This is a genomic window from Pantoea sp. S18, from assembly GCF_045689705.1.
GTDB lineage: Bacteria > Pseudomonadota > Gammaproteobacteria > Enterobacterales > Enterobacteriaceae > Pantoea > Pantoea symbiotica.
This window is the reverse complement of sequence record NZ_CP142688.1, coordinates 2,817,627-2,841,181: the sequence shown is the minus strand read 5'-3', so window position 1 is coordinate 2,841,181 and position 23,555 is coordinate 2,817,627. Positions and strand designations below refer to the sequence as shown.

Sequence of the window (23,555 nt, the reverse complement as noted above, 5' to 3'; positions counted from 1 at the left end):
AGGAGAGCGATAATGAAAACGCTGCTGATAAAAGATTCTTCACTGGGACTGGCTTCAGGACATCTGGCGCTGGAACGCTTACGCGCGACGGCGGCACAAGCCGGACTGACGCTGACCGATAATGCCGCCGAAGCGGAACTGGTGCTGGTTGCTGGTCATAATGCGCCGCATGACGCAGAGCTGGCGGGTAAATCGCTGGCGCTGGTAGATGTGCAGCAAGCGCTGCGCGATCCGTTGGCGGCAATCAATCAAGCCAAAGCGAGTGCCAAAACCTGGCAGCCTGCTGCTGCAACCGCTGCCGCGCCAGTGGCGGCGCAGAGCGGTGGTCAGAAACGCATTGTGGCGGTGACCGCCTGCCCAACTGGCGTTGCCCATACCTTTATGGCCGCCGAAGCTATTCAGGCCGAAGCGACCAAGCGTGGCTGGTGGGTGAAAGTCGAAACCCGTGGTTCTGTGGGCGCTGGCAACGCGATTACGCCAGAAGAAGTGGCGGCAGCCGATCTGGTAATCGTCGCGGCTGATATCGATGTGGATCTGGCGAAATTTGCCGGTAAGCCGATGTACCGCACCTCAACCAGTCTGGCGCTGAAGAAAACCGCGCAGGAGTTGGATAAAGCGCAGGCCGAAGCGAAAACCTATCAGCCGAGCGGCAATCAGGCGGCCAGCGCGCAGGGCGACAGCAAAGAGAAAGCCGGTGCCTATCGTCACCTGCTGACCGGCGTGTCCTACATGCTGCCGATGGTGGTCGCCGGTGGTTTGAGCATCGCGCTGTCATTTGCCTTTGGTATCACCGCATTTAAAGAGCCGGGCACCTTAGCAGCGGCACTGATGCAGATTGGTGGCGGCAGCGCCTTTGCGCTGATGGTGCCGGTTTTGGCCGGCTTCATTGCCTTCTCGATTGCGGACCGTCCGGGTCTGACGCCAGGTTTGATTGGCGGTATGATCGCGACCAGCATTAACGCCGGTTTCCTTGGCGGTATCATCGCCGGTTTCATTGCTGGTTACGCAGCGAAGATGCTCAGCAGCAAAGTAAAACTGCCGCAGAGTATGGAAGCGCTGAAACCGATTCTGATCATTCCGCTGGTGGCGAGTTTGATTACCGGTTTGCTGATGATTTACGTGGTTGGTAAGCCGGTTGCTGGCATCATGACTGGCCTGACAACCTGGCTGGCAAACATGGGTACAGCGAATGCGGTGCTGCTGGGCGCAATTCTCGGTGGCATGATGTGTACCGACATGGGCGGTCCGGTGAACAAAGTGGCTTACGCATTTGGTGTTGGTCTGCTCAGTTCACAAACCTACGCACCGATGGCGGCAATTATGGCGGCCGGTATGGTGCCACCGCTGGCGATGGGCCTGGCGACGATTGTTGCGCGTCGTAAGTTCAACAAAGGTCAGCAGGAAGGCGGTAAAGCGGCGCTGGTACTTGGTCTGTGCTTTATCTCTGAAGGTGCCATTCCGTTTGCGGCGCGTGACCCAATGCGTGTGCTGCCATGCTGTATCATTGGCGGCGCGGTAACCGGTGCGATTTCCATGGCGATTGGCGCGAAACTGATGGCACCGCACGGTGGCCTGTTCGTCCTGCTGATTCCTGGCGCGATTACCCCAGTATTGGGTTATCTGATGGCGATTGTGATTGGTACGGCGGTGGCAGGTCTTGGCTACGCCATCCTGAAACGTCCGGAAGAAGAGCTGGTAAAAGCAGCGTAATCTTCGCCAGACATTAAAAAGGGAGCCTCGGCTCCCTTTTGTTTATGGCTGGCATCAATACAGAACCATTCCGTAGGGTCGCCATTCATGGCGACCTGGTTAAATCATTAACCCTGCTGCTCTGACTTCAGCCACGCAATCTCATCCTTCCAGATATCCGGATTGATGGTTTCCAGAATCATCGGAATGCCGTCAAAACGTTTATCCTTCATCAGCCAGCTAAATGCGGTTTTGCCGATATTGCCTTCACCCAAACTGTGATGGCGGTCGACGCGGCTGCCCAGCGTGCTCTTGGCATCATTCAGGTGCATCCCGCGCAGATACTGGAAACCGACAATGCGTTCAAAATCGCTAAACGTCTCCGCGCAGGCTTCTTCGGTACGCAAATCGTAACCACCCGCAAAGGCGTGGCAGGTATCAATGCACACGCCAACGCGCGACTTATCTTCCACGTGTTCAATAATGGTGGCGAGGTGCTCAAAGCGGAAACCGAGGTTGCTGCCCTGACCGGCGGTGTTTTCGATCACCGCCACCACGCTGCTGGTTTTATCCAGCGCGATGTTGATCGATTCGGCAATACGCTTCAGGCACGCTTCTTCATCAATTTGCTTAAGATGGCTGCCGGGATGGAAGTTCAGCAAGGTCAAACCCAACTGCTCGGCACGTTGCATCTCATCGAGGAAAGCTTCGCGCGATTTCTCCAGGGCTTCCATCACCGGATGGCCAAGGTTAATCAGATAGCTATCGTGCGGCAGGATCTGCGCAGAGGTGAAGTTGTAGCGATCGCAGGCGGTTTTAAACGCATCGATCGCTTCCCCTGACAGCGGTGCTGCTTTCCACTGGCGCTGATTTTTAGTGAACAAAGCAAACGCGGTGGCTTCGAGTTCGTGGGCACGGATAACTGCCTGGTCCACGCCGCCTGATGCACTGACGTGTGCGCCGATATATTTCATGCCGCTCTCCTGATTGGGCGATTGCTACTGCAAAGCGCTCACTATAGCGGATGCGATTACGCCATGAAATGTTGCACCAGCACATTGAGTGCTCCGCCGCCAACAATCAACCAGCCAAACATCATCAAGCCGAGCAGCAGCGGTTTCAAACCGGCCTGTTTTAAGGCACTGAAACGCGTGGTTAATCCCAGCGCCGCCATCGCCATCGCCAGCAGCAGATTTGCCAGCTGATTCAGAGCACCAACCACGTTAGCAGGCAGCAGATGCAACGAGTTAAACAGCGCAACCATAATAAACAGCAGCGCGAACCACGGGAAACTGATCGATTGCTGCTGCGCGCTGTGGCGACGTTGACGCTTCAGCCAGCTGCCCAGAATCAGCAAGAAGGGCGCTAACATCATCACGCGCAGCATTTTAGCGATCACCGCAGTATTCTCGGTTTCTGCACCCATCGCATGACCAGCCGCGACAACCTGCGCCACTTCATGCAGCGTCGATCCGGTAAATATGCCGAAATGTTCTGCACTGACAGTTGGCAGCAGCGACCACAATAGCGGATACAGCACGATGCCGACGGTACCAAACAGCACCACTGTGGCAACGGCTACCGCCACTTTTGACGGCGCAGCTTTAACGATAGGTTCACTCGCCAGCACCGCCGCCGCGCCGCAAATGCTGCTGCCTGCACCAATCAGCCACACGGTTTCACGATCCATCTTCAACAGACGGATGCCGATAAAACAGGTCAGCAGGAAAGTGGAGCTGAGGACCAGCACATCGATCAGCACGCCGTTCAGACCGACATCAGCAATCTGCTGCACGGTAATACGAAAGCCATACAGGATGATGCCGAGGCGCAGCAAGCGCTGTTTCGCCAGCAGCACGCCACTGTCACAAGCTCCAGCAATCTGCGGATAAAGGCTGTTGCCGAGCACGATGCCCAAAATAATCGCTAACGTCAGCGCACCGAATCCGGCACCGGCCAACCATGACTGATTGCCAAGCCACGCCGCGATACCGGCAATCGCGACAGTCAGCAGCAAACCCGGCAGCCACTGATGTAGATGAAACGGGCTTTTATTCACGCTTAACTCAGCCATACTTTTCTCCTTATCGTGTCGGCATTCATTTCGAAATGCCGCTCACTTAAGCAATAAATCGCTTATGTAATCAGGTGCGCATGAATGCGCACCCTACGAAAACCCGTAGGGGCGCCATTTATGGCGACCTTCTAACATTCAATCTCTGCCTTAAGCGTGCGCCGCACTGGTATAAAAGTAAAATTGATAATATATTTATAATTAACCAGAATAAGTAATATAAGAGGGACACATGCACATCACGTTGCGGCAGATTGAAGTGTTTACCGAAGTGCTGAAAAGCGGCTCGACGACCCAGGCTTCGCAAGTGCTGGCGCTGTCGCAGTCGGCGGTGAGCGCCGCGTTAGCGGATTTGGAAAACCAGCTTGGCGTGCAGCTGTTTGACCGCGTCGGTAAGCGGCTGGTGGTGAATGAGCATGGACGTTTACTCTATCCACGCGCCGTGGGTTTGATGGAGCAGGCGGGTGAAATCGAACAGCTGTTTAAAGAAGATAACGGGGCGATTCGCCTGTTCGCCAGCAGCACCATCGGCAATTACCTGCTGCCGGGCATGATCGCCGCCTATCGCCGTGATTTTCCCGCGCTGCCGCTCGAGCTGAGCGTCGGCAACAGCCAGGATGCGATTAATGCGGTGGCGGATTTTCGCGTCGATATCGGTTTGATCGAAGGTCCATGTCACGAGCTGGATATTATCAGCGAGCCGTGGCTGGAAGATGAGCTGGTGGTATTTGCCGCGCCGGATGCTGCCATCCTGCAGCAGCCGATTACGCTGGAAACACTCGCCGCCGCGCCGTGGATTCTTCGCGAGCGCGGCTCGGGTACGCGTGAGATCGTGGATTATCTGCTGCTGTCGCATCTGCCGCAGTTTCAGCTCGGCATGGAGTTGGGCAACTCAGAGGCGATTAAACACGCAGTGCGTCACGGCATGGGCATCAGCTGTTTGTCGCGGCGGGTGATTGAAGATCTGCTGGAAGCTGGCACGCTGGTGGAAGTAATGATCCCGCTGCCGCGCCTGACGCGCACGCTCTATCGCATCCATCATCGACAGAAGCATGTCTCCAAAGCTTTGAGCCGTTTCCTGTCGTATTGCCGAGAATAATCGCAGTGCTTAGCACGCTGCGGCTAATAATTCCTGGCCGATCATGAAGGTAACTAATAACCCGACGTGAATGCTATACAGCTTGGGGCTAGCTGCTACAATCTCGCCTCATTTTTATCCAGCATAGCGTTTACACATGCATAATGACTCAAAAACAACACAACAACCTGGATTGCGCCGTGAATTAAAAGCGCGTCATCTCACCATGATCGCCATTGGTGGCTCCATCGGTACCGGCCTGTTTGTCGCCTCGGGTGCCACCATTTCTCAGGCCGGACCTGGCGGCGCGCTGCTCTCTTATGCGCTGATTGGCCTGATGGTTTACTTCCTGATGACCAGCCTCGGCGAACTCGCGGCATTTATGCCGGTTTCTGGCTCCTTCTCTACTTACGGTTCGAAATACGTTGAAGAAGGCTTCGGCTTCGCGCTGGGCTGGAACTATTGGTACAACTGGGCGGTCACCATCGCCGTTGACCTCGTCGCCTCGCAGCTCGTCATGAACTACTGGTTCCCGGACACGCCCGGCTGGATCTGGAGCGCATTGTTCCTCGGCCTGATGTTCCTGCTCAACTACATCTCCGTAAAAGGCTTCGGCGAAGCGGAATACTGGTTCTCGCTGATCAAAGTGACCACCGTCATCATCTTTATTGTGGTGGGCGTGCTGATGATCACCGGCATTATGCGTGGCGCAGAAAACGCTGGCTGGCACAACTGGACCGTCGGCGAAGCGCCGTTTGCCGGTGGATTTGCCGCAATGATTGGCGTGGCGATGATCGTCGGCTTCTCCTTCCAGGGTACCGAACTGATTGGTATCGCGGCCGGTGAATCCCAGGATCCGGCGAAGAACATTCCGCGCGCGGTGCGTCAGGTGTTCTGGCGAATTCTGCTGTTCTATATCTTCGCCATTTTGATTATCAGCTTGATTCTGCCGTATACCGATCCGAAGCTGCTGCATAACGACGTCACCGATATCGCCATCAGCCCGTTCACGCTGGTGTTCCAGAATGCCGGTCTGCTCTCGGCAGCAGCGGTGATGAACGCGGTGATTCTGACGGCGGTGCTGTCGGCGGGTAACTCCGGCATGTACGCCTCAACGCGCATGCTGTTCAACCTGGCACGTGAAGGCAAAGCGCCACGCATTTTCGGCAAGCTGTCGAAAGGTGGCGTGCCGCGTAACGCGCTGATTGCCACCACTGTGGTGGCGGGATTGTGCTTCCTGAGCTCGAAATTTGGTAACCAGGAAGTCTACCTGTGGCTGCTGAACACTTCGGGTATGACCGGCTTTATCGCCTGGTTGGGTATCGCCATCAGCCATTACCGTTTCCGTCGCGGTTATATCGCGCAGGGTCACAGCCTTGCCGATTTGCCGTACCGTTCGGGCTTCTTCCCGCTGGGACCGATCTTCGCCTTTATTCTGTGTCTGATCATCACGCTGGGGCAGAACTATCAGGCGTTCCTTGCCGACCGCATTGATTGGTATGGCGTGGCCGCGACCTATATTGGCCTACCGCTGTTCCTGGTGATTTGGTTGGGTTACAAGCTGACACGCGGATCGCGCTTCGTGAAATACAGCGAGATGGAATTCCCAACGTTTAAAGAGTGATGTTTGCAAAAAGGTCGCCATTAATGGCGATCCGACAATCATGGAAAGTGCGCAATTATGCGCACTTTTTTTTGGATTTTGTTACTCAGATTGAATTGATAATTATTATCACCTGCACTATTGTGGCTGCCGTTATGATTTCGACAAGAAACGGGTAGAACAATGCGTACCACCGACGCCACGCTGCTGGCGGAAAACGGCCTCGAAACCGATACCATCACACATTATCGTCAGGTACTGCGCCAGCGACTGTTGTTAATTGGCGTGCTGGTGCTGGCGATACTGGCCTCAGTAATTCTGGATTTCACGCTCGGCCCGGCTGGGCTCTCCCTCGATACCTTATGGCAAACGCTGATCCATCCCGATGCGGTCGATGCGGGCACGCGCGTCATTGTCTGGGATATACGGTTACCGTACGCCTTGATGGCAGTGGTGGTGGGCTTCTCGCTTGGGCTCGCCGGTGCAGAGATGCAAACCATTCTGAATAACCCGCTCGCCAGCCCGTTTACGCTCGGCGTCTCGTCGGCGGCGGCCTTTGGCGCGGCGCTGGCGATCATTCTCGGTATCGGCATTCCGGGCGTACCGGATCAGTGGTTTATCTCCGCCAACGCCTTTGTGTTTGCGCTGTTTGCCGCCTTGATGCTAGATGGCGTGACGCGCTGGACCAAAGTTTCAACCTCTGGCGTGGTGCTGTTTGGTATCGCGCTGGTGTTCACCTTCAACGCATTAGTCTCGATGATGCAGTTCATCGCCAGCGAAGATACCTTGCAGGGCTTAGTGTTCTGGACCATGGGCAGCCTCGCACGCGCGTCGTGGGAAAAGCTCGGCGTGTTAACCGCCGCCTTTGCCATCCTGATTCCGTTCTCAATGCTCAGCAGCTGGAAGCTGACCGCGCTGCGCCTTGGCGAAGATCGTGCGGTGAGCTTTGGTATCGACGTGCGCCGTCTGCGCCTGGCAACGCTGCTGCGCATCAGTATTCTCTCCGCGCTGGCGGTGGCCTTTGTCGGTCCGATTGGCTTTATCGGCCTGGTCGCGCCGCATATTGCACGCATGATGTTTGGTGAAGATCACCGTTATTACCTGCCAGCGAGCGCGCTGGTCGGTGCGCTGGTGCTGTCGCTGGCCTCGGTGGCGTCGAAAAACCTGATTCCCGGCGTGATCATTCCGGTGGGGATTGTGACTTCGCTGGTCGGCGTGCCGTTCTTCCTCAGCATTATTCTGCGTCATCGGGGGACGGTGTAATGGAACAGGGATTACGTCTGAGTCATTTCTCCGCCGGTTACCCGAAGCGCAAGGTGATTGAAGATCTTAACGTGCCGGAACTGCCGCAGGGCAAAATCACCGTGTTGCTCGGTCCTAACGGCTGCGGCAAATCAACGCTGCTGCGCGCGCTGGCCGGCCTCGGCAAAGGGCAGGGCGAGCTGTGGCTGAACGGTGAAGAGCTGATGGGCCAGCCGTTTGCGCGTCGGGCGCAGCGCGTGGTTTATCTGCCGCAAAGTTTGCCAGCTGGCGTGCATCTGCACGTGCTGGAGTCGATTATCGTGGCGCAGCGCGCGTCGGGCGGCTTGCACAGCGCCTCGAGCGAAGCGGAGATCATGCATCTGCTTGAGCAACTCGGCATCGCGCATTTAGCCATGCGCTATCTCGATCAGCTGTCGGGCGGACAGAAGCAGTTGGTTGGCCTGGCGCAATCGTTGATTCGTCGTCCGGAACTGCTGCTGCTGGATGAACCGCTCAGCGCGCTGGACCTCAACTACCAGTTCCACGTAATGGATCTGGTGCGTCGTGAAACCCGGCTGCGCACTATTGTGACGGTGGTGGTGGTGCATGATATCAACATCGCGCTGCGTCATGCGGATCACGCGCTGATGCTGAAGGATGGCAATCTGCTGGCGGACGGCGAGCCGTCGCAGGTGATCACGCCAGAGACGCTGGCGCAGGTGTATGGCGTGCGCGGCCGTATCGAGCACTGCTCACGCGGCATGCCGCAGGTGATGATCGACGGGCTGGCGGAGACGTTGGTGTAATTCAGGTGCGCATGAATGCGCACCCTACGTAGGGTCGCCATTTATGGCGACCTCGTTACACCAACAAATGCTTCGCGTGGAAACGCAGATGGTCTTCCACGAAGCTGGCGATAAAGAAATAGCTATGGTCGTAACCCGGCTGAATGCGTAACTCCAGCGGGAAACCTTGCTCACGCGCTACGGCTTCCAGTCGCTCTGGACGCAACTGATCGGCGAGGAACTGATCGCTATCCCCTTGATCAATCAGAATCGGCAAGCGCTGTTCCACGTCACGCATCAACAGGCAGCTATCCCATTCACGCCACGTCTGACGATCTTCACCCAGATAAGCGGCAAAGGCCTTCTGGCCCCACGGCACTTCGGTCGGATTGACGATCGGCGCGAAAGCCGAAGCAGACGCAAAACGCCCGCCGAGACGCAGTGCCAGCACCAGCGCACCGTGCCCGCCCATCGAATGCCCCATCACCGACTGACGATCGCTCAGCTTGAAGTTATCCGCCACCAGCTCCGGCAACTCGCTGCTGAGGTAATCGAACATGCGGAAGTTCGCTGCCCACGGCTGCTGCGTGGCGTTGAGGTAGAAACCTGCGCCCTGGCCGAGATCGTAACCGCTGTCGTTCGCCACCTCGTCACCGCGCGGGCTGGTGTCGGGCATAATCAGCACCAAACCCAGCTCCGCAGCTACGCGCTGTGCGCCGGCTTTGGTAGTGAAGTTCTCATCGCTGCAGGTCAACCCAGCGAGAAACCACACCACCGGCGGCGGCGCGTCACTCTGCGGCGGCGGCAGAAAAATGCTGAAGGTCATCGGACAGTTCAGCACCGCCGACTGGTGGCGCCAGCGCTGCTGCCAGCCACCAAAGATGCGATGCTCTTCTAACAGCTCCAAAGTGGAAGCCATAACGTCTCCTGATTACTTAGTAAAATGCACCACCGTACGAATTGATTTCCCTTCATGCATCAGATCAAAGGCGTCGTTAATCTCTTCCAGCGGCAGTTTGTGGGTGATGAAATCGTTAAGCGCGAATTTACCGTCGAGATAATCCTGCACGATGCCCGGCAGCTGTGAGCGGCCTTTCACGCCACCAAATGCGGAACCACGCCATACGCGACCGGTCACCAGCTGGAATGGACGGGTAGAAATCTCCTGGCCCGCGCCAGCAACGCCGATGATCACTGATTCGCCCCAACCTTTGTGGCAGCACTCCAGCGCCGAACGCATCACGTTGACGTTTCCGATGCACTCGAAGGAGAAATCGACGCCGCCGTCAGTGAGTTCAACGATCACATCCTGAATCGGCTTATCGTGATCTTTCGGGTTGATCAGATCGGTTGCACCTAGTTTGCGCGCCAGATCGAATTTGCTGGTGTTGAGATCGATACCGATGATGCGGCCGGCCTTCGCCATTTTCGCGCCAATGATCGCTGACAAACCAATGCCGCCGAGACCGAAGATCGCCACGGTATCGCCTTCTTTCACTTTAGCGGTATTCATCACCGCGCCCATGCCGGTGGTGACGCCGCAGCCCAGCAGGCACACTTCTTCCAGTGGCGCTTCTTTGCTGATCACCGCCAGCGAGATTTCCGGTACCACGGTGTATTCAGAAAAGGTTGAAGTGCCCATGTAGTGGAAAATCGGCTTGCCGTCTTTGAAGAAGCGGGTGGTGCCGTCTGGCATCAAACCTTTGCCCTGAGTGGCGCGAATCGCCTGACACAGGTTGGTTTTGCCCGAGAGGCAGAACTTACACTTGCCGCATTCTGGGGTGTAAAGCGGAATCACGTGGTCGCCGACGGCCACGCTGGTCACGCCTTCACCGACCGCTTCTACCACGCCGCCGCCTTCGTGGCCGAGGATCGCCGGGAATACACCTTCCGGATCTTGTCCAGACAAGGTGTAAGCATCGGTGTGGCACACGCCGGTGGCCACGATGCGCACCAGCACTTCACCTTTTTGCGGTGGCATCAGATCCACTTCTTCGATTTTCAGCGGTTCGCCAGCTGCCCAGGCAACGGCGGCGCGGGTTTTAATCATGTTCATGCAATCCCTCTTCCTGTAGATGCGGGACCAAAGCCCCGATGGTCGTGATGTCGATAAAACAGAAATTCACTCGGCAGCGTGCAGCGGATGCCGCAATTCGTCGTTAACCGGGCGATCGTCAAACAGTTCAATAATCAAATACTTCAGCGCTTCCACGTTGGGAGTAAACGCATCGCGTCGCCACATCAGCCAGGTGGCGGTATCGCGGTAAGCGGGCGGTAACGCATGCTCCTGCACGCGTGCGCGCGCCGGCATTTGCGCCAGCACCGAGGCGGGAATCATTGCCACGCCCGCGCCACCGGCTACGCAAGCCACCATCGCGTGATAGGACTGAATCTCCATCACGCTGCTTGGTGCGGTCTGGCTTTCGCGATACCAGGCTTCCAGCTTGGTGCGGTAGGAACAGCTATTGCGGAAAGCAAACAGCGTGTCGCCTTGCACATCGCGCGCGCTGGCAATCGGCGCATGTTCCGGGCTGGTGATCAGCACCATCTGCTCGTTAAAGGCAATGCAGCCGTTGAGATCGTCGTGCGCCACCGGGCCATCAACCAGCGCGGCAGCCAGCGTACCTTCACGCACCTTGTCGATGATTTCACCGGAGGTATTAGTGATCAGCGACAGTTCCACGGCGGGAAAACGCTGGTGATAGGCCGCCAACAGCGCGGGCAACCGCGTCGCGGCGGTGCTCTCCATCGAACCAAGCGCGAAATTACCGCCCGGTTCACCGGCGCGCGCCATATTCAGCGCTTCATCGCTCAGCGCCAGGATGCGCTGCGCATAGTTGAGGAAATTGTGGCCCATTGGCGACAAACGAATGCGTTGCTTCTCACGAATAAACAGATCAACGCCAATTTCATCTTCCAGCTGGCGCAGACGCGTGGTGAGATTGGAAGGTACGCGATGGAGTTGCTCGGCGGCACGGGCCAGTGAACCGGATTCGGCTACGGAGCAAAACATGCGGAGCTGTACTAAATCCATATTCTCTTCTCGTAAACAACTTGGTTAGTATTATTCACTTTCCGTGAGTTTAAACGTCATGCATGCTAGTGACAAGTGATAAAACATCCTGAGGTCGGTATGGCGTTTCGTGTCGCGCTTAGCGCGTTCTTAAGTTTAGTGGTTGCGATGGGGATTGGGCGTTTTGCTTTCACGCCGCAGGTTCCGCTGATGATTCATGACCATCAACTGACGCTCCCCAGCGCCAGTCTGGTGGCAGCTCTCAACTATCTCGGTTATCTGTTTGGCTCTTTTGATGCGATGCGTGCGCGCAAACGCGTCGAGTGGCGCTTACAGGCGGGCGTGTGGGGCGCGGTGATATTAACGCTGCTGTCGGCCTGCGTCAGCGGTCCGTGGTTACATGGCCTGATTCGTTTCCTGATTGGTTGGGCCAGCGGCTGGGCCATGGTGTTACTGGCGGCATGGGCCAGCGATCAGCTGCATCATCATGGCCGTCCGGGCTTGCTGGCAGCGGTGTTTGCTGGTCCCGGCACCGGCATCTTTATCAGCGGCATGCTGGCCGTGGCGCTGCATGCCAGCGGCGTCAGTGCGGCCTTTGCGTGGGCGGCGTATGGTTTGCTGGCGCTGTTGTTGATTGCCGCGATTGCACGTTTTCTGCCGCGTACCGGCCAATTGCACCGTCCCGATCAAGCCGCATCGCCGCTGGTGCTGAATGGCGATCTCAAGCGCTTGGTAATGAGCTACAGCCTTGCCGGATTTGGCTACATTCTGCCCGCCACCTTTTTGTCGCAAATGGCGGCGGCGCGTTTTCCTGACAGCGCCTTTGCCCAGTTTGTCTGGCCAGTGTTTGGCGGCGCGGCGGTGATCGGTATCGTGTTAGGCATCCTGACGCGTCGCTGGGGCAGCAGCCATGCGCGTTTAGCGCTGGTGCAGTGGGCGCAGGCATTGGGCGTCATCGCCGCGATTGTGCTGCCGGGTTTAAATGGCCTGATGCTGGGCGCGGCACTGATTGGCGGTGGATTCCTGTGCGTAGTGCAACTGGCGTTGCAATATGGGCGTGAGCTGGCACCGCAGCATGCGCGCTATCTTGCCGGTTTGCTCACCACCGGCTATGCGGTCGGGCAGCTGGCCGGTCCGCTGCTGTCGTGGATTTCCAGCATGCTTTGGCATCAACTGGAACCGGCGCTGTGGGTGGCGGGCGCCAGCTTAATCGTTGCCGGGATGCTGGTTTTACGTCGCAGTAAGTGATGAAAAGCTTATCGGAATGATTACTGGATTAAGGGCGCGGAGTATTTCACAATACGCGCTCAGAATTTCCCCCGTGGGCGAAGACCCGCGGGCGCATCACCTGCCGGAGAAGAGTAAATGAGTATCTTAAGTCAGGAAGCCGCCCTGGTTCACGAAGCGCTGTTGGCGCGTGGTCTGGAAACGCCGCTACGCGCCCCGGTGCGTGAAATGGATGACGACGCACGTAAACGCGAAATTGCCGGCCACATGACGCAAATCATGCAGCTGCTGAACCTGGATCTGGAAGATGACAGCCTGATGGAGACGCCGCATCGCATCGCCAAGATGTATGTGGATGAGATTTTCTCAGGTCTGGATTACGCCAACTTCCCGAAAATCACCGTCATCGAAAACAAGATGAAAGTGGATGAGATGGTCACCGTGCGCGATATCACGCTGACCAGCACCTGCGAACACCACTTTGTGATTATCGATGGCAAAGCCACCGTGGCGTATATCCCGAAAGAGAAAGTGATTGGCCTGTCGAAAATCAACCGTATCGTGCAGTTCTTTGCCCAGCGTCCGCAGGTGCAAGAGCGCCTGACGCAGCAAGTGCTGGTGGCGCTACAAACGCTGCTGGGCACCAATAACGTTGCGGTATCGATTGATGCGGTGCATTACTGCGTGAAAGCGCGTGGCGTGAAAGATGCCACCAGCGCAACCACCACCACCTCGCTGGGCGGCTTGTTCAAATCCAGCCAGAACACGCGTCAGGAGTTTTTGCGCGCGGTTCGCCACAGCTAATCTGTTTGGGCGGCAGCGTGTCGCCCGATTTCCTCTCTCCGTCAGGGCACTCGATGCAACGCTATCTCGCGCTGGATTTCATTCGTGGTTGCGCCATCCTCGGCATCCTGCTGCTTAACATTGTCGGCTTTGCGTTGCCATCGGCGGCCTATCTCAACCCGGCGTGGCGCGGAGAGGCTTCAACATCAGATGCCTGGACATGGGCGATCATGGATGGCCTGGCGCAGCTAAAATTCCTCACGCTGTTTGCCTTGCTGTTTGGTGCCGGTCTTTACATGCAGGCGCCGCGCGGCAGCCGCTGGATGTCGGCGCGTCTGACGCTGCTGGTGCTGCTCGGTTTCATTCACGGCATCTTTTTCTGGGAAGGCGATATCCTGCTGGATTACGGCCTGATTGGGCTGATTATCTGGCGCATGCTGCGTGATGTGCCGTCCGACCGTGCGTTGTTACAAACCGGCGCATTACTCTATTTGGTTGGCTGTGGCGTGTTGGTGGTATTCGGCTTAATTTCCAGTCCCAATCCAACGAATTCCTGGCTGCCGGGTGCGGCGGATCTGCAATATGAAAGCTACTGGAAACTGCTCGGCGGTTGGGAAGCAGTGCAGAATCGGCTGGATCACTTGTCGTCCAGCTTAATGGCGCTGGCGTCACAATATGGCTGGCAGCTGGCGGGGTTGATGCTGATTGGTGCGGCATTGATGCGCAGCGGCTGGCTGAGCGGGCAATTCAGCGTGCAGCACTACCGCCGTTCGGCGGCGCTGCTGCTGACCATCGGCTGGCTGATCGCCATTCCCGGTATCGCCGCGCAGTGGATGATTGGATGGGAATTCCGCTGGACCGGCTTCTTCCTGCAGGTGCCGCGCGATCTCGCCAGCCCGTTTATCAGTCTCGGTTACGCCGCACTTTGCCTGGGATTCTGGCCGCAAATTGCGTCAACGCGCATCAGCTACGCCATTCAATGCGTTGGCCGCATGGCATTAAGCAATTACCTGTTACAGACGCTGATTTGCACCACGCTGTTCTACCGCTTCAACCTGTTCCTCAAGTTTGATCGCCTGCACTTACTGGCCTTTGTACCGGCTATCTGGCTGGTTAATATCCTGTTTTCCGTGCTGTGGCTGCGCGTCTTCCCGCAGGGGCCAATGGAGTGGATTTGGCGCAAACTGACGCGTCTGGCCGCTGGAAAACCTGACCCATCCTCCTCGCTCAGATAATGATGTTCATCACAAAGGTTGCAGAATTGTATGTAACCGTTTTCATTGATGTGACGTGATTCACGTAGTCGTTGCAGTTGCCCTGACAGAATAGCGCCGTTACGCGCTTGTCGCGCATTTTCAGCCTCTGTGGAACAGCTGCATGATAACGATTCGTGATGTCGCCCGTCAGGCCGGTGTGTCAGTAGCCACCGTGTCGCGTGTGCTCAATAACAGCAGTGCAGTCACCGCCGATACACGTGAAGCCGTGCTGGCCGCCGTTGACGCGTTAGGCTATCGCCCGAACGCTAACGCGCAGGCGCTGGCGACACAAATCAGTGACACCATTGGCGTGGTGGTGATGGATGTTTCCGATCCCTTCTTTGGCGCGCTGGTGAAAGCGGTCGATACCGTGGCGCAGCGCGTGCATAAACACGTGTTAATCAGTAACTCCTGGCATCAGGAAGAGAAAGAACGTCACGCAATTGAGGTGCTGATACGTCAACGTTGCAACGCATTGGTGGTGCACGCGAAAACGCTTTCAGACGCTGAACTGACGCAATTTATGGATCAGGTTCCTGGTATGGTATTGATTAACCGTACTATTCCCGGTTATGAACACCGCTGCGTTTGCCTGGATAACGTCACCGGTGCTCAGGTAGCGACGCGCATGTTGTTACAACAGGGACATCAACGCATTGGCTTTCTTAGCTCCAGTCATCCGATTGAGGATGTGACGCAGCGACGCGAAGGCTGGCTGCAGGCCTTGTCAGAGCAGGGAATTCGCCCGCAGGAGTCATGGATTGCTCATGCTGAACCCGACATGCAAGGCGGTGAAGCAGCGATGGTGGAATTACTTGGCCGTAACTTACATTTAACAGCGGTGTTTTCCTACAATGACGGCATGGCAGCCGGTGCATTGACCGCTTTGAAGGACAACGGCATCCAGGTTCCGCAGCATTTCTCTGTCATTGGCTTCGATGATATTCCCATCTCACGTTATACCGATCCGCAGTTAACTACGGTCCGTTATCCTATTGTTTCTATGGCAAAACTTGCCACTGAGCTGGCACTCAAAGGTGCTGCTGGCGAGCTGGATATCAATGCATCACACTGCTTTATGCCCACGCTGGTACGTCGCCATTCTGTCGCCCAACGGCAAATTGTGGAGTCGGTCACTAATTCAGGCGATAGCTCAGTGTAACCGTTTCCAATCTGTGATTGCATTCACAGTTAATTAACATGCCGCTCACTATGATGGCAGCGTCTTACCGGACTGAAACATCATGTAACGCTGAGAAATCCTCTTCCCAGCAGGTTTCAGTAGCCGATTGAAATAGTTCACAACACTCTTCAGGAAGCGTTTACCTACAGGGAAGTCAGGATTGCGATGGTGGCCCGGCTTTGCGTTACGCGTCCGCCCATTATCAGGTTTACAACCGACGGCGCTGTTTGCCCGCAGGCAAATAGCGCAATGAAATGCCCTACATAAAAAACCGGAGATACCATGAATAAGAAGGTTTTCACGCTCACAGCACTGGTTGCCAGCATGATGTTTGGTGCAACTGCGCACGCCGCCGATACCCGCATTGGCGTGACGATTTACAAATACGACGACAACTTCATGTCGATGGTGCGTAAGGACATTGAGAAAGAAGCGAAATCATTGGGCGGCATTCAGCTGCTGATGAACGACTCACAGAACGACCAGTCCAAACAGAACGACCAGATTGACGTGCTGATGGCAAAAGGCGTGAAAGCGCTGGCTATCAACCTGGTGGACCCGGCTGCTGCGGCAGTGGTGATTGATAAAGCGCGCGGCAACGATGTGCCGGTGGTGTTCTTCAACAAAGAACCTAACGCCAAAGTGCTGGCCAGCTATCCGAAAGCCTACTACGTCGGTACCGACTCTAAAGAGTCTGGCATCATCCAGGGGCAGCTGATCGAGAAGCACTGGAAAGCCACGCCAGCGTGGGATCTGAACAAAGACGGTACGATTCAGTTCGTGCTGCTGAAAGGCGAGCCGGGCCATCCGGATGCTGAAGCGCGTACCAAATACGTGATCGATACCCTGAACAAAGACGGTCTGAAAACGCAGCAGCTGGCGATGGATACCGCGATGTGGGATACCGCACAGGCAAAAGACAAAGTTGACGCCTGGCTCTCTGGCCCGAACGCCGACAAGATTGAAGTGATCATCGCCAACAACGATGCGATGGCAATGGGTGCGGTTGAAGCGCTGAAAGCGCACAACAAAACCAGCATTCCAGTGTTTGGTGTCGATGCACTGCCAGAAGCGCTGGCGCTGGTGAAATCAGGCGCGCTGGCCGGTACCGTGTTGAACGATGCGGAAAACCAGGCGAAAGCGACGCTGGATATTGCTAACAATCTGGCCAATGGCAAAGAGCCAACCGCTGGCACTAACTTCAAGATGGAAAACAAAATCGTACGTGTTCCTTACGTACCAGTAGATAAAGAAAATCTGTCGCAGTTTGTGAAGTAATTCATCCTGGGCGCGGCATTTCGCCGCGCCTTATTGCATCTGACCAACGCTTTATTTAGCCAGGTAAATTATGGCCAGTGAGAATCCGACCACACAGCGTGAATATCTGCTGGAGATGACGAATGTCTCGAAATCATTTCCAGGGGTTAAAGCCTTAGATAATGTGAATTTAAAAGTGCGGCCGCACTCCGTTCATGCATTAATGGGAGAAAACGGCGCCGGGAAATCTACATTATTAAAATGTCTGTTTGGGATTTATAAAAAGGATACGGGGAGCATCCTGTTTCAGGGTGAGGAAATTGATTATAAAAGCTCCAAAGAGGCGCTGGAAAATGGCGTTTCTATGGTGCATCAAGAATTAAACCTGGTTCTGCAGCGCAACGTCATGGATAACATGTGGCTTGGCCGTTATCCACGTAAAGGCGTGTTTGTCGATCAGGATAAAATGTATCGCGATACCAAAGCGATCTTTGATGAATTAGATATTGATATCGATCCGCGCGATAAAGTCGCCACCTTATCTGTCTCGCAGATGCAGATGATCGAAATCGCCAAAGCTTTCTCCTATGACGCCAAAATCGTCATTATGGATGAGCCGACATCATCGCTGACCGAAAAAGAAGTGAATCACTTGTTCACTATTATTCGTAAGCTGAAAGATCGCGGCTGCGGCATTGTCTATATCTCGCATAAGATGGAAGAGATATTCCAGCTGTGCGATGAGATCACCATTTTGCGTGATGGGCAGTGGATCGCTACTCAGCCGCTGGAAGGGCTGGATATGGACAAGATCATCTCGATGATGGTTGGCCGTTCATTGAACCAGCGTTTCCCGGACAAGACCAACGTGCCGGGGGAAACCATTCTTGAGGTGCGCCATTTAACCTCACTGCGTCAGCCTTCGATTCGTGATATCTCGTTCGATCTGCGTAAAGGTGAAATTCTTGGTATTGCCGGTTTGGTGGGAGCCAAGCGTACCGACATCGTCGAAACCCTGTTTGGGATTCGCGAAAAGTCGGGCGGCACGATTAAATTGCACGGCAAGGCGATTAACAACCATAGCGCCAACGAAGCCATTAACCACGGCTTTGCGCTGGTGACGGAAGAACGTCGTTCCACCGGTATTTATGCTTATCTGGATATTGGCTTTAACTCACTTATCTCCAATATTAAAAAGTATAAATCCAGCATGGGACTGCTCGATAATAAACGCATGAAAAGCGACACCCAATGGGTTATTGATTCGATGCGCGTGAAAACGCCGGGTCATCATACGCAAATTGGTTCGCTTTCCGGTGGTAACCAACAAAAAGTGATCATTGGTCGCTGGTTATTAACGCAGCCGGAAATATTGATGCTGGATGAACCAACGCGCGGGATTGATGTGGGCGCGAAATTCGAAATCTACCAACTTATTGCTGAGTTGGCGAAGAAAGAGAAGGGCATCATTATTATCTCTTCTGAAATGCCAGAACTGTTGGGTATTACCGATCGTATTTTAGTGATGAGTAATGGCCAGGTAGCAGGCATTGTTGATACCAAAACGACCTCGCAGAATGAAATTCTGCGTTTAGCGTCATTACACCTTTAATGAAGCAAGGGCTTTAACATGAAAGCGACTACTAAAAAGAATGCGCTAACCTGGTTAAAAGAGGGCGGCATTTACGTTGTCCTGTTTGTACTGCTGGCAATTATTATTTTCCAGGATCCAACGTTCTTAAGTTTAATGAACCTGAGTAACATTCTGACCCAATCCTCAGTGCGTATTATTATCGCATTGGGCGTGGCCGGTTTGATTGTCACCCAGGGTACGGACCTTTCAGCGGGTCGTCAGGTAGGTTTAGCGGCAGTTGTGGCCGCCACGCTGCTGCAGGCGATGGATAACGCGAACAAGGTGTTCCCGCATCTGGATACCGTGCCAATTCCGGTGGTTATCCTGACCGTGTGCATCATCGGCGGCGTGATTGGTCTGGTGAACGGTGTGATCATTGCTTACCTCAAGGTAACGCCATTTATCACCACCCTGGGCACCATGATCATCGTTTACGGCATCAACTCACTCTATTACGACTTTGTGGGTGCATCGCCGATTGCCGGTTTCGATCCTGGCTTCTCCAAATTTGCCCAAGGCTTCCTGCGTTTCGGTGACTTCAAACTGTCGTTCATCACCTTCTACGCCGTGATTGCCATCGTATTTGTTTGGGTGCTGTGGAATAAAACCCGCTTCGGCCGCAACATCTTCGCTATCGGTGGTAACCCGGAAGCGGCGAAAGTGTCTGGCGTAAACGTACCGTTCAACCTGATTCTGGTGTATGCACTGTCTGGCGTGTTCTACGCGTTCGGCGGGATGCTGGAAGCGGGCCGTATCGGCAGCGCCACCAACAACCTCGGATTTATGTATGAGCTGGATGCGATTGCGGCTTGTGTGGTCGGCGGCGTGTCGTTTGCCGGTGGCGTGGGTTCTGTAGCGGGCGTGGTAACCGGTGTCATCATCTTCACCGTGATCAACTACGGTTTGACCTACATCGGCGTTAACCCTTACTGGCAGTACATCATCAAGGGCGGCATCATTATCTTCGCTGTGGCGCTGGATTCACTGAAGTACGCACGTAAAAAATAAGACATCACACAGCAAACAAAGGGCCGCGCAATGCGGCCCTTTTACAGTGGCGGTCGCCATAAATGGCGACCCTACAAAAATGCAACGGCCACACTTACTTCTGCAACTTCTCTTCCAGCTCCAGCAACTGCTCTGGCGTCACCGCCGGATAACTCTGCGCATCTTCTGGCACTTCATGCACCGCAGGAATCGGCACTAGCGGGCCGAGGAAACGCGGCTCGCGCTTCATCAAATACAAATCCGCCAGCGCACCCAAACGTGCACCCACTTCGCGGAAACGTACCGACAACATGTTTTTCGGCGACGGCACCGCATAACACTGCGCCTGAATCCCCAGATGCTGCGCGATATACAGCGCACGCTCGCAGTGGAAGCGCTGAGTAATGATGATGAAATCGTTGGTATCGAACACTTTGCGCGTGCGCACAATCGAATCCAGCGTGCGGAACCCGGCGTAATCCAGCACGATGTCCGACGGCGCGACGCCTGCTTTAATCAAATCGCGGCGCATGGTCATCGGTTCGTTATAGCTTTGCTGCGCATTGTCACCGCTCAGCAGCAGGTAATTGACCTTGCCGCTGTTATAAGCGTTCAACGCGCCCTGAATGCGATAGAGGTAATACTGATTGATAACGCCCGTGCGGTAATACTTGGCCGTGCCCAAGACCACGCCGACCTGACGATGCGGCAACGAGGTGACATCTTCGTAAATAAAGGGCGCGGTTTTCCAGCTGATCCAGCGATCCAGGCCGAGCGCGGTCGCCACCATCAGTAAGATGATGAAAAACAGACCAAAGAAAACGCGTTTAATCATGCGCGCGGGCACTCGGTTGGCAGAATTCAGAATGGATAAAGGCTACTTGAGGCGGGCGGGGGAAGCAAGTAAACGCCAGTTGGCTGACGTTTTTTTAAACGTTGCCGGATCTAAATGATCCGGCAACGAATTTATCAGATCGAAGTACGGCGATAGTTACGATATTGCGGCAGCCAGAAGTTGTTGCTGACGGCTTTCGACAACACATCTTCCGAGGTCACCACCGCCACGCCAGCCAGCTGCGCGGCTTTGCCCACTTCAATGGCAATCAGCTTGGAAACGCCCTGAATATCTTTGATCTCCGGCAGAACCGGACCTTCGCCGTCGTTAACCAGCGGCGAACAGTCGGCCAGTGCGCGGCTGGCGGTCATCAGCATCGAATCCGTCACGCGACTGGCGCCTGCAGCGATGACACCCAAACCGATGCCAGGGAAGATATAGGAGTTGTTGCATTGGGCGATTGGATAGGTTTTCCCTTTCCAGGTGACCGGTGAGAATGGGCTGCCGGTGGCAACCAGCGCGGCACCGTCGGTCCAGGCGATGATGTCGGCTGGCGTCGCTTCCACGCGTGATGTCGGGTTCGACAGCGGCATAACGATTGGACGCTTGGTGTGCTTGTGCATCTCGCGGATGATCTCTTCGGTGAACAGGCCAGGTTGACCTGACACGCCGATCAGAATATCCGGCTTGGCGTTACGCACCACGTCGAGCAGAGAAATTGAATCGCTATTGGTGTCCCAATCTTTCAGGCTGTCGCTCTTCTGCACCAGCTTGCTCTGGAAATTGAGCAGATTCGGCAGCTTGTCGGTCAGCAGACCGAAGCGATCGACCATCATCACGCGGCCACGCGCTTCATCATCGCTTAAACCTTCCGACTTCATCTGCGCGATAATCTGCTCGGCGATACCGCAACCGGCAGAGCCGGCACCGAGGAACACCACTTTCTGCTCGCACAGGCGGCTGCCGGCAGCGCGGCTGGCGGCGATTAAAGTGCCGACGGTCACTGCGGCGGTGCCCTGAATGTCGTCGTTAAAGCAGCAGATCTCATCGCGATAGCGCTCCAGCAGCGGCATAGCGTTTTTCTGCGCGAAGTCTTCGAACTGCAACAGCACGTTCGGCCAGCGACGATTCACCGCCTGGATAAACTCGTTAACGAACTCTTCGTACTCTTCGCCAGTAATGCGCGGATGACGCCAGCCCATATAGAGCGGATCGTTCAGCAATTGTTGGTTGTTGGTGCCGACATCCAGTACCACCGGCAAGGTGTAAGCCGGGCTGATGCCGCCACACGCGGTATACAGCGACAGCTTACCGATTGGGATGCCCATGCCGCCGATACCCAAATCGCCGAGACCGAGAATACGTTCGCCATCGGTCACCACGATCACTTTTACATTCTGTTTAGTGGCGTTCTGCAGCATGTCTTCGATGCGGTCGCGGTTGTTGTAAGAGATGAACACGCCGCGCGCGCGACGGTAAATTTCAGAGAAGTGTTCACAGGCGGCGCCGACCGTTGGGGTGTAGATAATCGGCATCATCTCTTCCAGATGATTGTCGAGCAGGCGGTAGAACAGGGTTTCGTTGGTATCCTGGATGTTACGCAGATAGACATGCTTGTCGTTGTTATTTTTGAAATCCAGGAACTGGCGCCAGGCACGTTCTGCCTGCTCTTCGATGGTTTCTACCGCTTCCGGTAGCAGGCCGTTGAGGTTAAATTCGTTACGTTCTTCGAGGGTGAAGGCGCTGCCTTTATTCAACAGCGGAAATTCCAGCAGGATCGGACCCGCATAAGGAATATACAGCGGGCGTTTACTTTCGTAGTCGAGTTCCATGCAGTGCTTGCTCCGGTTGCAGTGTTTTCTGACGTATCGCCGGGAAAAGGTAACGCCAGTCCATCTTGAAGTGAAGAGGTTCTGGCGCCCGATCCTATGAAAATTCCTGCAGATGTACAGCTTTTGTTAACAGAAGGTCACAAAAGCGGTAAAAGGATCACTAAACTGATGTTTTCGAAACTAAAGTAAGTGAGAAATCCTCACATCCTAACGCCTTAAGCGTAGCGCGTGTCGCATCCAGCTGACTCAGCGTGCTGTCCTGACATTCTGCCAAAACCGCTTGCTGAATAGTCTCCAACGCTTCGTTGCTCATGTTCATCAAAATCAGTGCGGCTTGCAGCGGCGGCAAGCTTGGGTTGAAGGCGGCGTTTTCCGCATAGCGGCCGGTAAAGACCTTGCCGCTCTGGCTGCGCAACGCCACGCCGCTGTAGCTCAGGCTATAAGGTGCGTGACTGTGATTGGCGGCGGTAATAGCTGCCTGTTGCAACGCATCACCTTGAACGGCAAAACCATGATCGATCGGCGTCAGCAAACGTTCTGTGATGTTGAGATCGGCTGGACCAAACGCATCCGGTAAATAGTCGCCCAGCGTGCTAACCGCGCGTCCCGGCAGGCTGATGCGAATCGACGTGCCGCTGTTCAGCTCGTTCATAAACTGACGGCAATGTCCGCACGGCGTGTAATTGACGGTAATCGCCGCCAGCTTCTCTTCACCGCGCAGCCAGGCATGCGTAATGGCACTTTGCTCGGCGTGCACCGTCTGCTGCAGCGGCGTGTGCAGGAACTCCATGTTGGCACCGAAGTACCAATGTCCGCTGACGCCGCGCGAGATCGCGCCGACATTAAAATTTGATATGGTTGCCACCGCGCAGCTCGCCGCCAGCGGCAGCAGTTCCAGCGCCAGCGCATCATCATCCAGACCGGTAAGCTGTTTCAGTTGCGCGACATCCTGCGGACGCAATACGCCGTGGAAATCCGGCGCATCGAGCAGCGGCTGAATCGCAGCTTGCAGCGCAGCGGGCAGGGCAGAAAAAGCAGTAAGGAATCGTGAATGCATGATGTGATGGCCTCAGTTACG

20 protein-coding genes are annotated in these 23,555 nt (G+C 55.3%); 12 read left to right on the top strand and 8 right to left on the bottom strand.

Annotated features, from left to right (window positions below; genetic code table 11):
* The first annotated feature begins 12 nt into the window (after nt 1-12).
* Nucleotides 13-1,710: a PTS fructose transporter subunit IIBC gene (fruA, locus tag VIJ98_RS13085; RefSeq protein ID WP_154155889.1), complete on the top strand. Its 1,698-nt coding sequence runs from the start codon at nt 13-15 to the stop codon at nt 1,708-1,710.
* Between the two features lie 107 nt (nt 1,711-1,817).
* Here fruA and nfo read toward each other — a convergent pair whose 3' ends face one another.
* Together nfo and VIJ98_RS13075 are read right to left on the bottom strand one after the other, a co-directional pair.
* Entirely contained in the window at nt 1,818-2,663 is an 846-nt protein-coding gene (nfo, locus tag VIJ98_RS13080) for a deoxyribonuclease IV (RefSeq protein ID WP_323274386.1), read from the bottom strand.
* Between the two features lie 56 nt (nt 2,664-2,719).
* Nucleotides 2,720-3,763 (bottom strand): YeiH family putative sulfate export transporter, encoded by a 1,044-nt coding sequence (locus tag VIJ98_RS13075; RefSeq protein ID WP_323274384.1) that lies wholly within the window; start codon nt 3,761-3,763, stop codon nt 2,720-2,722.
* A 232-nt stretch (nt 3,764-3,995) separates the two neighbouring features.
* Between VIJ98_RS13075 and yieE the strand changes: the two genes are divergently transcribed.
* The 4 genes from yieE to VIJ98_RS13055 all read left to right on the top strand — a co-directional run bounded on the left by yieE (nt 3,996) and on the right by VIJ98_RS13055 (nt 8,492).
* Nucleotides 3,996-4,862: a DNA-binding transcriptional regulator YeiE gene (yieE, locus tag VIJ98_RS13070; protein ID WP_154190260.1), complete on the top strand. Its 867-nt coding sequence runs from the start codon at nt 3,996-3,998 to the stop codon at nt 4,860-4,862.
* A gap of 136 nt (nt 4,863-4,998) precedes the next feature.
* Entirely contained in the window at nt 4,999-6,465 is a 1,467-nt protein-coding gene (locus VIJ98_RS13065; protein WP_008104991.1) for an amino acid permease, read from the top strand.
* A gap of 162 nt (nt 6,466-6,627) precedes the next feature.
* Nucleotides 6,628-7,707 (top strand): iron ABC transporter permease, encoded by a 1,080-nt coding sequence (locus VIJ98_RS13060; RefSeq protein ID WP_154190258.1) that lies wholly within the window; start codon nt 6,628-6,630, stop codon nt 7,705-7,707.
* On the top strand, nt 7,707-8,492 hold the full coding sequence (locus tag VIJ98_RS13055) for an ABC transporter ATP-binding protein (RefSeq protein ID WP_323274382.1): 786 nt from the start codon (nt 7,707-7,709) through the stop codon (nt 8,490-8,492). Before VIJ98_RS13060 ends, VIJ98_RS13055 begins: the two co-directional genes overlap by 1 nt.
* Nucleotides 8,493-8,547: 55 nt before the next feature.
* On the opposite strand, the gene fghA is transcribed toward VIJ98_RS13055, so the two are convergent.
* From fghA to ptrR, 3 genes are all read right to left on the bottom strand, one after another.
* Nucleotides 8,548-9,390, bottom strand: coding sequence for an S-formylglutathione hydrolase (gene fghA, locus VIJ98_RS13050; protein WP_008104985.1), 843 nt, complete (start codon nt 9,388-9,390; stop codon nt 8,548-8,550).
* A gap of 12 nt (nt 9,391-9,402) precedes the next feature.
* On the bottom strand, nt 9,403-10,527 hold the full coding sequence (locus VIJ98_RS13045; RefSeq protein WP_008104982.1) for an S-(hydroxymethyl)glutathione dehydrogenase/class III alcohol dehydrogenase: 1,125 nt from the start codon (nt 10,525-10,527) through the stop codon (nt 9,403-9,405).
* Nucleotides 10,528-10,593: 66 nt separating this feature from the next.
* The gene (gene ptrR, locus VIJ98_RS13040; protein WP_061717793.1) at nt 10,594-11,505 is read right to left on the bottom strand and encodes a putrescine utilization regulator PtrR; all 912 of its coding nucleotides are present in this window, start codon (nt 11,503-11,505) and stop codon (nt 10,594-10,596) included.
* 99 nt (nt 11,506-11,604) lie between these two features.
* Between ptrR and VIJ98_RS13035 the strand changes: the two genes are divergently transcribed.
* The 7 genes from VIJ98_RS13035 (at nt 11,605) to mglC (ending at nt 19,831) form a co-directional block, all read left to right on the top strand.
* Complete coding sequence (locus VIJ98_RS13035; RefSeq protein WP_323274380.1) at nt 11,605-12,732, top strand: YbfB/YjiJ family MFS transporter; 1,128 nt, start codon at nt 11,605-11,607, stop codon at nt 12,730-12,732.
* 117 nt (nt 12,733-12,849) lie between these two features.
* On the top strand, nt 12,850-13,515 hold the full coding sequence (folE, locus tag VIJ98_RS13030) for a GTP cyclohydrolase I FolE (RefSeq protein WP_008104975.1): 666 nt from the start codon (nt 12,850-12,852) through the stop codon (nt 13,513-13,515).
* A 53-nt stretch (nt 13,516-13,568) separates the two neighbouring features.
* Nucleotides 13,569-14,729 carry a DUF418 domain-containing protein YeiB gene (yeiB, locus tag VIJ98_RS13025; RefSeq protein WP_323274378.1) on the top strand — a complete coding sequence of 387 codons (1,161 nt, stop codon included), beginning with the start codon at nt 13,569-13,571 and terminating at the stop codon, nt 14,727-14,729.
* Nucleotides 14,730-14,871: 142 nt separating this feature from the next.
* A complete protein-coding gene (gene galS, locus VIJ98_RS13020) occupies nt 14,872-15,912 on the top strand; it encodes an HTH-type transcriptional regulator GalS (RefSeq protein WP_008104959.1) in 1,041 nt (346 codons plus the stop codon).
* A 303-nt stretch (nt 15,913-16,215) separates the two neighbouring features.
* Entirely contained in the window at nt 16,216-17,211 is a 996-nt protein-coding gene (mglB, locus tag VIJ98_RS13015) for a galactose/glucose ABC transporter substrate-binding protein MglB (RefSeq protein WP_008104956.1), read from the top strand.
* Nucleotides 17,212-17,281: 70 nt separating this feature from the next.
* Nucleotides 17,282-18,802 carry a galactose/methyl galactoside ABC transporter ATP-binding protein MglA gene (gene mglA / locus VIJ98_RS13010; RefSeq protein WP_008104954.1) on the top strand — a complete coding sequence of 507 codons (1,521 nt, stop codon included), beginning with the start codon at nt 17,282-17,284 and terminating at the stop codon, nt 18,800-18,802.
* Nucleotides 18,803-18,820: 18 nt separating this feature from the next.
* A complete protein-coding gene (gene mglC / locus VIJ98_RS13005; RefSeq protein ID WP_007889502.1) occupies nt 18,821-19,831 on the top strand; it encodes a galactose/methyl galactoside ABC transporter permease MglC in 1,011 nt (336 codons plus the stop codon).
* Nucleotides 19,832-19,925: 94 nt separating this feature from the next.
* Here mglC and sanA read toward each other — a convergent pair whose 3' ends face one another.
* The 3 genes from sanA to cdd form a co-directional block, all read right to left on the bottom strand.
* On the bottom strand, nt 19,926-20,645 hold the full coding sequence (sanA, locus tag VIJ98_RS13000) for an outer membrane permeability protein SanA (protein WP_008104952.1): 720 nt from the start codon (nt 20,643-20,645) through the stop codon (nt 19,926-19,928).
* Nucleotides 20,646-20,779: 134 nt separating this feature from the next.
* A complete protein-coding gene (locus tag VIJ98_RS12995; RefSeq protein ID WP_008104950.1) occupies nt 20,780-22,477 on the bottom strand; it encodes an NAD-dependent malic enzyme in 1,698 nt (565 codons plus the stop codon).
* 160 nt (nt 22,478-22,637) lie between these two features.
* Nucleotides 22,638-23,534, bottom strand: coding sequence for a cytidine deaminase (gene cdd / locus VIJ98_RS12990; protein WP_323274376.1), 897 nt, complete (start codon nt 23,532-23,534; stop codon nt 22,638-22,640).
* Nucleotides 23,535-23,555: the final 21 nt, after the last annotated feature.